The sequence below is a fragment of the Agrococcus jejuensis genome (assembly GCF_900099705.1).
GTDB lineage: Bacteria > Actinomycetota > Actinomycetes > Actinomycetales > Microbacteriaceae > Agrococcus > Agrococcus jejuensis.
Genome location: NZ_LT629695.1, coordinates 647,662 through 660,362 on the forward strand (window position 1 = coordinate 647,662; position 12,701 = coordinate 660,362).

The window sequence follows — 12,701 nt, forward strand, 5'->3', positions numbered from 1 at the left end:
CCCTCTCCCCTACGGCTGCGCGATCCGCGTGTACGAGTCGGGGCGGCGATCCCGGTAGAACTGCCAGTCGTCGCGCATCTGCTGCACCATGTCGAGGTCGAGGTCGCGCACGAGCAGCTCCTCGTGCTCGCCCGAGCCGCGCTCGCCCACGAAGTTGCCGCGCGGGTCGATGACCTGGCTCGTGCCGTAGAAGTCGACGGCGAGGTCGCCGTACTCGTTGTCCTCGCGGCCGACGCGGTTGGGCTGCAGCACGAAGTAGCCGTTCGCGACCGCGGCGGCGGGGCCCTCGACCTCCCAGAGGCGGTTCGAGAGACCGGGCTTCGTCGCGTTGGGGTTGAACACCATGTGGGCGCCGTTCAGGCCCAGCTCGCGCCACCCTTCCGGGAAGTGCCGGTCGTAGCAGATGTACGTGCCGACCTTGCCGACGGCGGTGTCGAAGACGGGATACCCCTGGTTGCCGGGGCGGAAGTAGAACTTCTCCCAGAACCGGTCGAGATGCGGCAGGTGGTGCTTGCGATACGTACCGAGGATCGAGCCGTCGGCATCGACCACGACGGTCGTGTTGTAGTACACGCCCGTCTGCTCCTCCTCGTAGATCGGCAGGATCGTCACCATGCCGAGCTCCTTCGCGATCGCGGCGAAGCGCTGCACGATCGGGCCGTCGACCGGCTCGGCGTAGCGGTAGTACTTCTGGTCCTGCGTGATGCCGAAGTAGGGGCCGTAGAAGAGCTCCTGGAAGCAGATCACGTCCGCACCCTGCTCGGCCGCCTCGCGTTGGAACGCCTCGTGGCGATCCAGCATGGACTCCTTGTCGCCCGTCCACGTCGTCTGGGTGATGGCTGCTCTGACCGTGGTCACGTGATCCTCCGCTCCCTTGCGTTGACTCTGAGGGTCGCGCGTTTCGCACGCGTTTCGCCAGGGTCACGATCCGGATCGTGACGGATTCGTGCCCCGCGCTGCGGGATCCGCAGCATCCGTGCGCGGGCTGGAGGCGACGGCTCCCCAGCAGAGGGGTGCGCTCCAATGACCGGCCCTTGAGGTGCGAGCGAAGCGAGCCTCGAAAGGGTCACGCAGATCGGGTCGGCTCCTTTCGAGGCTCACTCCGTTCGCACCTCAAGGAGCGGTTGGAGAGGCACGCTCGGTAACGCCAGCGAACTGCGGTGAGAGCAGTGGGGAGGGCACGGTGCGCTCCACGAACGCGACTAGGCTGATCCATGCGCCGGGCACCATCTCCGCGCGCGAACCCGATTCCCAGTTCGCGCCAGCATGCCCGGAAGGTCCCCGATGCGCCGCTCCATCCCCGCCGTCGCCCTCGTCGCCGCCCTCGCCCTCGCAGGGTGCTCGTCGGCCGACGCCCCCGCATCCTCGTCGTCGCCCGCGCCGACCGCATCCGCCGACGCCGGCGTCACCGTGTCGAACTGCGGCTTCGACGCCACGTTCGAGACGCCGCCCGAGCGCATCGTCACGATCAAGTCGACGACGACCGAGGCGCTCATCGCGCTCGGCCTCGGCGACCGCATCGTGGGCACCGCCTTCCAGGACGGCCCGCTGCCCGACGGCCTCACCGTCGACGAGCCGCTGCCCGTCATCGACGAGCGGATGCCCGGCGCCGAGTCGGTGCTCGAGCTCGAGCCCGACCTCATCTTCTCGGGCTGGGAGTCGGCGTTCGCCGCCGACGCCGTGGGCACGCGCGACGAGCTCGCCGAGCTCGGCGTCGGCACCTACGTGTGGCCCACGGCGTGCATGAGCGCCGACGCGCCCACCGAGGTGACGTTCGACTCGATCGCCGCCGAGGTCGAGCAGCTCGCCGACATCTTCGACGCCGACGCGTCGGGCGTCGTCGCCGACCAGCAGGAGATGCTCGACGGCATCGTCGCCGACGACCGCGGCCTCTCGGCCCTGTGGTGGTCGTCGGGTACCGAGACGCCCTACGTGGGCGCCGGCCAGGGCGCGCCCGAGCTCATCCTCGAGACCGCTGGCCTCACGAACATCGCTTCCGACCTCGAGGGCGGCTGGGCGCCGTACGGCTGGGAGTCGGTGCTCGCCGCCGACCCCGACGTGCTCGTGATCGTCGACAGCGACTGGAACACCGCCGAGCACAAGATCGAGTACCTCGAGGCTGACCCGACGCTCTCGCAGCTCACGGCCGTGCAGCAGCACCGCTACGTCATCGTGCCGTTCGCGGCGTCGGAGGCCGGCGTGCGCACCGCCGAGGCTGCGCAGTCGGTGGCGCTGCAGGTCTCCGAGATCGAGCTCTGACGCGCTGACGCTCTGACGGCGGTTCTCGGGTGCGGATGACGGCGAGGCGCCGACGCGTCGCGATCGGCGCGATCGTGCTCGGCGTCGCGACGCCCGTGCTCGCCACGTTCGCGGTCGTCTTCGGCGCCGCCGACCTGTCGTTCGGCGACGTGTGGGCCACGATCGGTGCGCACCTCGGCATCGGCCAGCCGGTGCTCACGCCCATCGAGGACGGCATCGTGTGGCAGCGGCGCGTGCCGCGCGTGCTGGTCGCCATCGCCTGCGGCGCGGGCCTCGCGGTGTGCGGCGCCGTCATGCAGTCGGTCACGCGCAACCCGCTCGCCGACCCGTACCTCCTCGGCCTGTCGTCGGGCGCATCCCTCGGCGCCGTGTGCGCGCTGCTGCTCGGCATCGCCGTGCCGCTGCCCATCGCGGCGTTCGCGGGCGCGGCGCTCGCCCTCGCGATGACGGTCGGGCTCGCGACCGCCATCGGGCAGGTGACGCCGACGCGCACGGTGCTCGCGGGCCTCGCAGTGTCGTCGATGCTCGGCGCCGTCACGAGCCTCATCATCTTCTGGACCGTGACCGGCGACTCGTATCGCGAGATCCTCGGCTGGCTCATGGGCACGCTCGCCGCCGCCCGCTGGCCGGCCGTGTGGCTCACGTGGGCGGGCCTCGTCGTGATCGTGGTGCCGATCGTGCTCGTCGCCAGGCGTCTGGATGCGTTCGCGTTCGGCGACCGGCACGCGGCGTCGCTCGGCATCCACCCGGGTCGCACGCGTCTGCTGCTGCTCGGCGCGACGGCGCTGCTCACCGGCATCCTCGTGTCGGTGTCGGGATCGATCGGCTTCGTGGGGCTCATCGTGCCGCACGCCGTGCGGCTGCTGACGGGGCCGGGCCATCGGGCGCTGCTGCCGCTCGCGGCGCTCGCGGGCGGCATCGTGCTGCTCGTCGCCGACACGATCGCGCGCACGGCGTTCGAGCCGCGCGAGCTGCCCGTCGGCATCGTCACGGCGCTCGTCGGCGCGCCCGCGTTCGCGCTCATCCTGCTGCGGCAGCGGAGGTCGGCATGAGCGGCGGTCTCGCGACGCAGGGGCTCGTCGTCGAGGTCGACGGCACGCGCATCCTGCATGGGATCGACCTCGCGGTGCCCTCGACGGGGCTCACGGCGCTCGTCGGGCCGAACGGGTCGGGCAAGTCGACGCTGCTCCGGCAGCTGACCGGCGTCGAGTCGCCCACCGCCGGCGCCGTGCTGCTCGACGGCGGCGACCTGCACGCGCTCGGTCGCCGCGAGCGTGCCCGCCGCATCGCCGTCGTCGAGCAGGAGGCGGCGAGCGAGCTCGCGCTCACGTGCCTCGAGGTCGCGCTGCTGGGGCGCATGCCGCACCAGGGCCTCCTCGGGTCGACGAGCCGCGAGGATCGACGCGTGGCCGAGGATGCGCTCGAGCGCGCGGGGGCGTCGGCGTGGGCGGATCGGTCGTTCGCGTCGCTGTCGGGCGGCGAGCGGCAGCGGGTGCGGCTCGCGGCAGCGCTCGCGCAGGAGCCGAGCATCCTCGTGCTCGACGAGCCGACGAACCACCTCGACGTGCGCGCGTCGCTCGAGACGATCGCGCTGCTGCGGTCGCTGGCCGACGACGGCGTCACGGTGATCGCGGCGCTGCACGACCTGACGCTCGCCGGCTGGGCCGACCACGTGGCGCTGCTCGCCGACGGCCGCCTCGCGGCGGCGGGTCCGGTGGCGGAGGTGCTGACGGCCGAGCGCATCGCCGCCGTCTACGACGTGCGCGCCCACGTGGGCCCCGACCCCCTGACGGGCAGGCTCGCGGTGACGGTGGCCCTCCCCTAGCGTCCCCAGCAGCTGGTCGAGGAGGCCGCAGCCGCAGGCTGCAGCCGTCACGAGACCACGCGACGTGCCCGCCCGACGCGACCACGAGCGTGGCCGGGCAGGAGCCGCGCTCGCGTGGTCTCGTGACGCGGGCTCGCCCAGGGGCTCGCGCGCTCCTCGACCAGCTGGCGGGACGGCACCGCCGCAGTCGGCTCGGTCAGACCAAGGCGTCGTCGTCGGACCTGTCCCGGCGCCAGACGCGGATGAGGCTCGGCGGGGCGAGGGCTCGCAGCAGGCGCTCGCTGCGCGGGATCGTGCGGCGGATGCCCACGATCACCGCGCGCGCATCCTTGCCGTGCGCCGTCGACGGCTCGCCCGCGAACCGCTCGCGCTCCGCCGCGTCGCGCAGCCGCTCGAGCGCATGCCGCTCCCGGTCGCGCAGCGGCAGCGCCGCGACGGCCGCCGCGATCTCGCCCGGCGTGCGCGACGTCGGCACGCGGTGCCCTGCATCCGCGAGCGTCGCCTGCACCTCCCACAGCGCACCGCCGGCGCCCTCGGCGATGCGTCGCCGGCGCAGCACCTCGCGCACCGTCGCCGGCGTCACGAGCACGAGCAGCAGCGCCAGCACGACGAGCGCGGGCCGCAGCGCGCGATCCCAGCGGATCGACTCCCCGGGCGCCGGCGGTCCCGTCGCGGTCGGCACGGCCCCCGGGTCGGCCGACGTCGACGGGCTCGGCGACGCCGACGGGCTCGCGCTCGGCGACGGCGCCACCGCTGTCGGCGACGGCAGCGTCGGCTGCTCCGTCGCGCCCGCGTCGTCGTCGTCCTCCGCCGACGCGACCGTGCCGCCCGAGGCGATGCCCGGCGTCGTGTCGAACGGCACCCAGCCGTAGCCGTCGAACCACAGCTCCGCCCACGCGTGCATGTCGTTCGTCGACACCGTGTACGTGCCGTCGGCCTGCGGATCCGTGCCCGGCAGGAACCCCACCGAGATGCGGGCGGGGATGCCGGCAGCGCGCGAGAGGATCGCGGTCGCCGACGCGTAGTGCACGCAGTAGCCCGAGCGCGCATCCATGAACCGTTCGAGCGCCGACCACTGGCCGCCGCTCGTCGTGCCGAAGCCCTGCAACGGCACCGTCTCGGAGTAGTCCCACGACCCGTCGGTCATGTACGCCTCGATCTGCTGCGCGCGCTCGAGCGGCGCGGCGTCGGCGTCGACGATCTCGCCGGCGAGGTCCGCGAAGAACGCGGCGTCGTCGGGCACCTCGAGCGCCTCCTGCGCACCCGTCGAGTCGGGCGACTCGCCCTCGGGGATGGGCGTGGGGCGCACGCTCGCGACCGTGTAGGTCTGGTCGTTGAGCGACACGAGCCGCTCGGGGTCGGTGAAGCCGATCGACTGCGACGCCGGATCCCACCGCCACGTGCCCGAGAAGTCGGCCGTCGACGTCGCCTGCACCGGGATGGGCACGTTGCCGATGAACGCGCGCCCGAGGGTGAACTGCGTCGTGATGGCGTCGCCCGACGCCGTCGCACCCATGTCCTCGAACGACGTCGTGAGGTCGCCGCGCTCCTCGACGAAGCCGTCGGGACCGATGCCCTGCAGCGACGTGAGGCGCGTGAGCATGGGCAGGCCGTCGCTCGGGGTGTAGTCGAAGATGCGCACGGGCGATCCGCGCCGCAGGTCCTCGGCGAGGTCGATGCCCGTCGACAGCTGCGGCGGGCCCGACGCGATGCCGCCGCTCGCGGGCCCCTGCATCCATCGCGGCCACGCGATGTCGGCCTCGCGCGGTGCGGGCATGACCGCGGGCGCGACGATGGCCGCGAGCACCACGACGACGCCCGCGGCGAGCGCGCGCCGCCGCGACGGCTCGCGGCGACCGAGCACGAGGAACGCCGTCATCGCGATCGCCGCCGGCACGAGCCGGATGGGGTCGAGCTCGATGCGGTACGCCATCGTCATGATCGCCGGCAGCAGCAGCGGCGTCGCCGCGAGGGCGGGCACGCCGAGCGCGAGCAGGCCGTCGACGAGGACCCACAGCAGCAGCGCCGCCAGCAGCAGCACGCCCACGACGTCGGGCGTCATCGGCACGGGCGGCCCGGGCGTGAACAGCAGCTGCGTCACGCCCTCGACGATGGATGCGCCGGACGCGGCGAGCGAGGCGCGCGTGGGGATGAGGCCGGCGATGGCCTCCTGCGGCGCCGTCGCGAGCGTGAGCCACGGCACGGCGACGAGCACGGCCGCGAGCGGCGCGAAGATGCCGGCGCCCAGCAGCCGCGCGATGGTCGTGACGCCGACGAGCGCGAGCACGAACGCCACGACGACCGTCTGCCAGCCGCCGTCGAGCAGGTCGAGCCACGGCACGAGCGACAGGCAGATGCCGCCGGCCACGAGCAGCGCTCGCATGCCGATGCCCGCGACCTCGCTGCGATGCTGCGGCGCGCGGCGCTCCTCGACGGGCGCCTGCTCGACGGGCGCGACGAGCTCGGGTGCGCGGGTCATGCGGGCCGCCGAGCGTCGTACGGGTGCCCGCCGTTCCAGCGCACGTGGCGCACCATCCGCCCCACGGTGCGGGGGTCGTCGGTCACCGACCACACGGTCGAGCCGGGGTCGAGGTCGGCGAGGATGCGCTGCATCGGCGGGCTGCCGAGCCCTGCCACGACGATCGTCGGACCCTGCGTGCCCCGGTCGACGCCCATGCGCGCGACCTCGAGGCGCGCGCACGCATCCAGCAGCGCCGTGCGCGACGCGAGCAGGCCGTCGCCGAGCTGCGCGACGCCCGTCTCCTGCACCTCGACCTGCAGGCCCTGCGACGCGACCGCCATGCACAGCGACGCGAAGGCGCGCACGCCCTCGTCGAACTCGTCGTCGTCGCGCCAGCCGTCGGCGAGCGTGTCGAGCACGATGACGACGCGCGGCGTCGCCGGCGGCTGCTCCTGGCGCACCATGAGGTCGCCGTGCCTGGCGGTCTGCCGCCAGTGGATGCGCCGCACGGGGTCGCCCGGTCGGTAGTCGCGCACGAGCTGGTCGACGAGGTCGCCCTGCCCGACCCTGCTCACGGCGGCGTCGATGCCGTGGCCGAGCACCGCCGACGCCTGCAGCGGCGTGACACGCGGGCCGACGACGAGCTCGCCGAGCGTCTCGAGCCGGCGCGTCGACAGCCATGCGCCCAGCGGATCCTTGCGTCGCGCGCGCACGGGCCCGAGGCGGTGCACGCCGCGATGCGGGGCGTAGACGCGCAGGTGCGTCGCCGACGACTCGAGCCGATCCCACGAGAACGTCACGGGGTCGAGCGACGTCTGCGGCCGCCACCAGCCGCCCGCGTACGCATCCGGCAGCCGCACGGGCACGTCGAGGTCGACGCCCTCGACGGCGACGGTCGGCGGACGCCACACGACCTCGGTGCCGGCCGGCGCGAGGAGGAGCAGCAGCAGGCCGGCGACGACGATGCCGCCCGCGAGCACCGCGGGCACGAGGAACGCGCCCTGCAGCGTCCAGTACGCGGCCACGCCGAGGCCGATCGCGGCGCACGCGAGCGCGACCCCGCGCACCGTGAGCCGCAGCCGCATCAGCGCGCCCTGGGCGCCGGCGTCGTGTCGAGCACGCGATCCACGACCTGCAAGGCGTCGTCGATCGTCGCCGCCTGGTCGTGCAGCAGGATGCGGTGCGGCAGCACGCGCCGCGCCAGCAGCTTCACGTCGTCGGGCGAGAGCCAGTCGCGGCCCTCGAGGTGCGCGCGCGCCTTCGCCGCGCGCAGCAGCTGCAGCGTCGCGCGCGGGCTCGCGCCGATGCGCACGTCGGGCCGGTCGCGCGTCGCGCGCACGAGGCGCACGGCGTACTGCTCGACGAGCTCGTGCGCGCGCACGGCGTGCGCCGCGTCGATCTCGCCCTGGAACGCCTCGCTCGACACGACCGTGTGCAGGTCGGTGAGCGGCGTGTGGGTCTTGCGCGCCTGCACCATGCGCAGCTCGGCATCCGCATCCGGGTACCCGATCTGCAGGCGCACCATGAAGCGGTCGCGCTGCGCCTCGGGCAGCGCGTACGTGCCGTCCATGTCGATGGGGTTCTGCGTCGCGATCACCATGAAGGGGCGCGGCAGCTGGTGCGTGACGCCGTCGACGGTGACCTGGCCCTCCTCCATGCACTCGAGCAGCGCCGACTGCGTCTTGGGGCTCGCGCGGTTGATCTCGTCGGCGATGACGATGTTCGAGAACACCGGGCCGGGCGTGAACTCGAAGCGGCCCTGGCGCTGGTCGTAGATCGAGACGCCGGTGATGTCGCTCGGCAGCAGGTCGGGCGTGAACTGGATGCGGTGCACGCTGCCGCCGATCGCGGCGGCGAACGCGCGTGCGAGCTGCGTCTTGCCGACGCCCGGCACGTCCTCCAGCAGGATGTGGCCCTCGGCCAGGAGCACCGTCAGCACGGTGCGGATCTCGTCGGGCTTGCCGTCGATGACGGTGCCGACGGCACCCTCGATGGCCTCTGCGAGCTCGGTCATCCCACCCCCTATGGTCCGGGCAGTCTCGCACGTCGCCCTATGCGGGCCTGGGGTCTTCCTGAGCGTGCGACGGCGTGTCGCTGCTGTGCTCCGTCGGCGCCGCGACTCGGGCTGCCGTGAGCCCCGCCGCGTAGCCCTCGGCGAAGCCCTCCGCGTGTGCCTCCGCCGACCCGAGTCGGAACATGTCGCTGTCGGCATCCCGCACGAGCGCGCGGGCGCCGGGCTCGTCGAGGCCCAGCACGTGGCGGCCCAGGCCGCGCACGATCGTCACCGGGCGACCGCTCGTCTTGCCCGCCACGAGCTCGGCGGTCGACGCGATCTCGTCGGCGACCGCGGCCGCGCTCACGACGAGCGGACGCCCATGCGTGTCGACGCTGCCGGCGAGCGGCTCGATGACGCGGATGCCCGCCGCACCGATCGCCACGTCGGTCTGCCCGGCGCGCCACGGCCGACCGAACGTGTCGCTCACCACGACGCCGATCGCCACCTCGAAGCGGTCGCGCAACGCCGTCGCGAGCGCGAGCGCCGACGCGTCCGGGTCGACCGGCAGCAGCAGGATCGTGCCCTCTGGCGTGTTCGACGCATCCACGCCCGCCGCCGCCATCACGAAGCCGTTGCGGTCCTGCACGATGCGCGTGACGCCGCCGGGATGCGCGCGGCTCGCGACCACCCGCACCGTCTCGTCGGTGATCGCCTGCTCGCGGTCGGCTGCGTGCCGCATCCGCCCCTCGGCCTTCGACACGATCTTGCTCGTGACGACGACGACGTCGCCCTCGGCAGGCGCATGCGGGGCGATGGCGTCGCCCACGATGCGCGCGAGGTCGTCGCCCGCGACGATCTCGCCGATGCCGTCGACCGACCAGGCCTCCAGCCGGCTCATCGGCCGCGCGTCACTTGCGCTGCAGGAACGTGGCCACGGCCCGCGGCACGTACGGGCTCACGTCGCCACCCAGCTCGGCCACCTGGCGCACGAGGCTCGACGACACGTGCGCGTTCTCGGGGTTCGGCAGCAGGAACAGCGTCTCGATGCCCGCGAGGTCGCGGTTCACGATCGACATGGGCGTCTCGTACGCCAGGTCGATCTGCGAGCGGATGCCCTTCACGAGCACGTCTGCCCCCACCTGCTGGCAGTAGTCGACGAGGAGGCCCATCGACCACGTCGCGACGGTGAACTGTCCCTCGACGCGCGCCTCCTCGAGCGACCGTTCGATGAGCAGCTGCCGATCCGGCGCGGGCAGGAACGCGTTCTTGTCGGGATTGTGCACCACGAGCACGTGCACCTCGTCGAAGATGCGCGCAGCGCGAGAGATGACATCCAGGTGACCCAGGGTGACGGGGTCGTAGGAGCCGGGCACGACGGCGATGCGGGGCATGGGAAGAGTGTATCGAGGGTGACGTGTCGGTCATGTTTCGGGGGCGTGCGGTGTGTCCGTCCGTGTCGTGGATGGTGGGGGTGTCTCACCGAGGATCCGTCGCAGGGCCATGGATGCGGTGCGCGCGTTCGCTGATCGGCTGGAGCCGGTGCCGCGCGGCAGGTTCGTGGCCCGCGCCCTCCGGCCGGCCCGACGCCGGCAGGTGATCCCGTTGCGAGGTGGACTTCTCGTTGTCAGGTGCGCTTCTCGAGTTGAGGTGCGCCTCTAGCCGCACCCCAACGGGAGAAGCGCACCTCGCAACGGGAACCGCACCCCAACGCGAGAAGCGCACCTCGCAACGGGATCCCCCGTCCCCAGCTGCGGCGCTCGCCGCAAGCGACGGCTGCCGCGTGACCATGTCGTCCCTGTGCTCTTCCTCGTCGCGAGGAACACATCTCGCCGGCGGCCGCGCGCCGTCAAGACAGCCGCCCGCTCCCGAGGTACCCCTCTCGCCGCCCGGTACCGCAATCGCCGTGCCTGCCCGCGCGATGCGTACCTCGCAACGATCGACTGCGCCGCTCCCCTACGCCGACGTCAACGCCGCACGCGCGTCGGGGTCGAGGCGCCGATGCACCGCGAGCCGCAGCGCGCCGTGCCGCTCGAGGCGCGGGTCGGCGGCGAGCACCGCGAGCGCTGCATCCCGCGCCTGCTCGATGATCGCCCGGTCGCGCGTGACGCGCAGCAGCCGCAGGCTCGACCGCCCGCCCGACTGCGTCGTGCCCAGCACGTCGCCCTCGCGGCGGTGCTCGAGGTCGACCTCGGCGAGCGCGAACCCGTCGAGCGTCGCGGCGACCGCATCCACCCGCTCGCGGGCGAGGGTGCCGTCCTCGGCCGTCGTGCGCAGCAGGCACAGCCCCGCGTGCGCACCACGTCCGACGCGGCCGCGCAGCTGGTGCAGCTGCGAGACGCCGAAGCGGTCGGCGTCGTTCACGACCATCGTGGTGGCGTTCGGCACGTCGACGCCGACCTCGATGACGGTCGTCGCCACGATCACGTCGACGTCGCCCGCGACGACGGCGCGCATGACGGCGTCCTTCTCGTCCGACGCCATCGCGCCCGTGAGCGACTCGATGCGCGCGCCACGCAGCCGGTGGTGCGTGCGCAGCCGGCGCGTCCACGTCTCGACGTCGGCGAGCACCTTCGGCCCGCCCTCGTCGGACTCGTCCTCCGACGGCATGCCGCGCTCGACGTCGCCCGGCGCGATCGCCGGGCACACGACGAACGCCTGCCTGCCCGCATCCACCTCGTCGGCCACCCGATCCCACACGCGGTTCGCGACGGCCGGCGACGCCTCGGGCCCCACGACGTGGGTCTGGATGGGCGAGCGGCCGGGCGGCAGGGTGCGGATGGTCGACACGTCGAGGTCGCCGAACGCCGTCATGGCGATCGTGCGCGGGATGGGCGTCGCCGTGAGCACGAGCGTGTGCGGCGCGACGCCCTTCTGCCGCAGCGTCTCGCGCTGCTCGACGCCGAAGCGGTGCTGCTCGTCGATGACGACGAGGCCCAGGTCGGCGAACGTGACGCGGTCGGCGAGCAGCGCGTGCGTGCCGACCACGATGCGCGACTGCCCGGCCGCGATCGCGAGCAGCGCGCGCTTCTGGTCGGACGTCGACATCTGCCCCGTGAGCAGCACGGGATGCAGCTCGGCGGCGAGGTCGGGCCCGAGCGTCGCGACGATCGAGCGCAGGTGCTGGCTCGCGAGCACCTCCGTCGGCGCGAGCAGCGCCGACTGCCCGCCCGACTCGGCGACGGCGAGCATGGCGCGGATCGCCACGAGGGTCTTGCCCGAGCCGACCTCGCCCTGCACGAGCCGGTGCATCGACGTGCGGTCGGCGAGGTCGGCCTGCACCTCGTCGCCGACCGTGCGCTGGTCGGGCGTGAGCTCGTACGGCAGGGATGCGTCGAGCCTCGCGAGCAGCGCACCCGCAGGCCTCGGGGTCGACGGCAGCGACTGCATCCACGCCCGCGTCGCCAGCAGGTACGTCTCGAGCAGGAACGCCTCGTGCCACCGCAGCGTGTGCATGGCGACGCGGCCGGCCTCCTCGGACTCGGGCGCGTGGATGCGGTCGAGCGCCGTGCGCAGCGGCAGCAGTCGGTGCTCGCGGCGCACGTCGTCGGGCAGCGGGTCGGCGACGGGGCCGAGGTCGGCGAGCACCTGCTGGATGAGGGCGCGCAGATCCTTGGTGGGCAACGTCGCCGTGGCCGGGTAGACGGGGATGACCTCGGCAGCCCACGCCGTGGGGTCGGCCCCCTCCTCCTCGAACGTCTCGTACTCGGGATGCGTCAGCTGCCGCTGGTCGCGGAACACGCTCACGGTGCCCGAGAACATGCCCGTGACGCCGCGGTGCAGCTCGTTCGTGATCCACGGCGAGTTGAAGAAGGTGAGGTGCAAGGTGTCGGTGCCGTCGGAGATCGCGACGCTCGTGATCTTCAGCGGGCGGCCGCGGCGATCGCGCTTGCCGGTCTCGCGCGTCTCGATCGAGCGCACCTCGGCGACGACGGTGACGTGGTCGCCGACCTGCAGCTCGGAGAGGTCGGTCAGCTCGCCGCGCGTGACGTAGCGTCGCGGCACGTGCATGACGAGGTCGCCGACGCGCTCGTAGCCGAACGCGCGCTTGAGCCGATCCGCGGTCTTCTGCCCGACGGCGTTGCGCAGCGACCGCTCGAGCCCGTCGGGCACGGCGCCGTCGGCGACGCCAGCGTCGTCGGCGGGGCGGTCGGTCACGGCAG

The 12,701-nt window shown here is 73.3% G+C and carries 10 protein-coding genes; 3 read left to right on the top strand and 7 right to left on the bottom strand.

Features of this window, described 5'->3' with window-relative positions:
• Nucleotides 1-9: 9 nt before the first annotated feature.
• On the bottom strand, nucleotides 10-858 hold the full coding sequence (locus tag BLQ67_RS03030) for a nitrilase-related carbon-nitrogen hydrolase (protein ID WP_092502332.1): 849 nt from the start codon (nucleotides 856-858) through the stop codon (nucleotides 10-12).
• Between the two features lie 426 nt (nucleotides 859-1,284).
• Here BLQ67_RS03030 and BLQ67_RS03035 point away from each other — a divergent pair, with 426 nt between their 5' ends.
• The 3 genes from BLQ67_RS03035 to BLQ67_RS03045 are packed head-to-tail and all read left to right on the top strand — an operon-like array spanning nucleotide 1,285 to nucleotide 4,084.
• A complete protein-coding gene (locus BLQ67_RS03035; protein WP_231945142.1) occupies nucleotides 1,285-2,259 on the top strand; it encodes an ABC transporter substrate-binding protein in 975 nt (324 codons plus the stop codon).
• 35 nt (nucleotides 2,260-2,294) lie between these two features.
• Nucleotides 2,295-3,311, top strand: a complete 1,017-nt coding sequence (locus tag BLQ67_RS03040) for a putative F420-0 ABC transporter permease subunit (RefSeq protein ID WP_092502336.1) — start codon at nucleotides 2,295-2,297, stop codon at nucleotides 3,309-3,311.
• Complete coding sequence (locus BLQ67_RS03045) at nucleotides 3,308-4,084, top strand: ABC transporter ATP-binding protein (protein WP_092502338.1); 777 nt, start codon at nucleotides 3,308-3,310, stop codon at nucleotides 4,082-4,084. The genes BLQ67_RS03040 and BLQ67_RS03045 overlap by 4 nt, the downstream gene beginning before the upstream one ends.
• A gap of 196 nt (nucleotides 4,085-4,280) precedes the next feature.
• Here the strand turns inward: BLQ67_RS03045 and BLQ67_RS03050 are convergent, their stop codons facing one another.
• The 6 genes from BLQ67_RS03050 to BLQ67_RS03075 all read right to left on the bottom strand — a co-directional run bounded on the left by BLQ67_RS03050 (nucleotide 4,281) and on the right by BLQ67_RS03075 (nucleotide 12,696).
• Entirely contained in the window at nucleotides 4,281-6,563 is a 2,283-nt protein-coding gene (locus tag BLQ67_RS03050; RefSeq protein WP_092502339.1) for a DUF4129 domain-containing transglutaminase family protein, read from the bottom strand.
• Nucleotides 6,560-7,630 carry a DUF58 domain-containing protein gene (locus tag BLQ67_RS03055; RefSeq protein ID WP_197674627.1) on the bottom strand — a complete coding sequence of 357 codons (1,071 nt, stop codon included), beginning with the start codon at nucleotides 7,628-7,630 and terminating at the stop codon, nucleotides 6,560-6,562. Before BLQ67_RS03055 ends, BLQ67_RS03050 begins: the two co-directional genes overlap by 4 nt.
• A complete protein-coding gene (locus tag BLQ67_RS03060) occupies nucleotides 7,630-8,559 on the bottom strand; it encodes an AAA family ATPase (protein WP_092502341.1) in 930 nt (309 codons plus the stop codon). The genes BLQ67_RS03055 and BLQ67_RS03060 overlap by 1 nt, the downstream gene beginning before the upstream one ends.
• Nucleotides 8,560-8,596: 37 nt before the next feature.
• Nucleotides 8,597-9,439, bottom strand: a complete 843-nt coding sequence (gene cofE, locus BLQ67_RS03065) for a coenzyme F420-0:L-glutamate ligase (protein WP_092502343.1) — start codon at nucleotides 9,437-9,439, stop codon at nucleotides 8,597-8,599.
• A 10-nt stretch (nucleotides 9,440-9,449) separates the two neighbouring features.
• Nucleotides 9,450-9,932 (bottom strand): pantetheine-phosphate adenylyltransferase, encoded by a 483-nt coding sequence (coaD, locus tag BLQ67_RS03070; RefSeq protein ID WP_092502345.1) that lies wholly within the window; start codon nucleotides 9,930-9,932, stop codon nucleotides 9,450-9,452.
• 562 nt (nucleotides 9,933-10,494) lie between these two features.
• Nucleotides 10,495-12,696, bottom strand: a complete 2,202-nt coding sequence (locus tag BLQ67_RS03075; protein WP_331711986.1) for an ATP-dependent DNA helicase RecG — start codon at nucleotides 12,694-12,696, stop codon at nucleotides 10,495-10,497.
• Nucleotides 12,697-12,701: the final 5 nt, after the last annotated feature.

Bases quoted from the DNA above. Each gene is read 5' to 3' on its own strand.
- BLQ67_RS03035 (WP_231945142.1), top strand. From the start codon at position 1,285: ATGCGCCGCTCCATCCCCGCCGTCGCCCTCGTCGCCGCCCTCGCCCTC.
- BLQ67_RS03040 (WP_092502336.1), top strand. From the start codon at position 2,295: ATGACGGCGAGGCGCCGACGCGTCGCGATCGGCGCGATCGTGCTCGGC.
- BLQ67_RS03045 (WP_092502338.1), top strand. From the start codon at position 3,308: ATGAGCGGCGGTCTCGCGACGCAGGGGCTCGTCGTCGAGGTCGACGGC.
- BLQ67_RS03050 (WP_092502339.1), bottom strand. From the start codon at position 6,563: ATGACCCGCGCACCCGAGCTCGTCGCGCCCGTCGAGCAGGCGCCCGTC.
- BLQ67_RS03055 (WP_197674627.1), bottom strand. From the start codon at position 7,630: ATGCGGCTGCGGCTCACGGTGCGCGGGGTCGCGCTCGCGTGCGCCGCG.
- BLQ67_RS03060 (WP_092502341.1), bottom strand. From the start codon at position 8,559: ATGACCGAGCTCGCAGAGGCCATCGAGGGTGCCGTCGGCACCGTCATC.
- cofE (WP_092502343.1), bottom strand. From the start codon at position 9,439: ATGAGCCGGCTGGAGGCCTGGTCGGTCGACGGCATCGGCGAGATCGTC.
- coaD (WP_092502345.1), bottom strand. From the start codon at position 9,932: ATGCCCCGCATCGCCGTCGTGCCCGGCTCCTACGACCCCGTCACCCTG.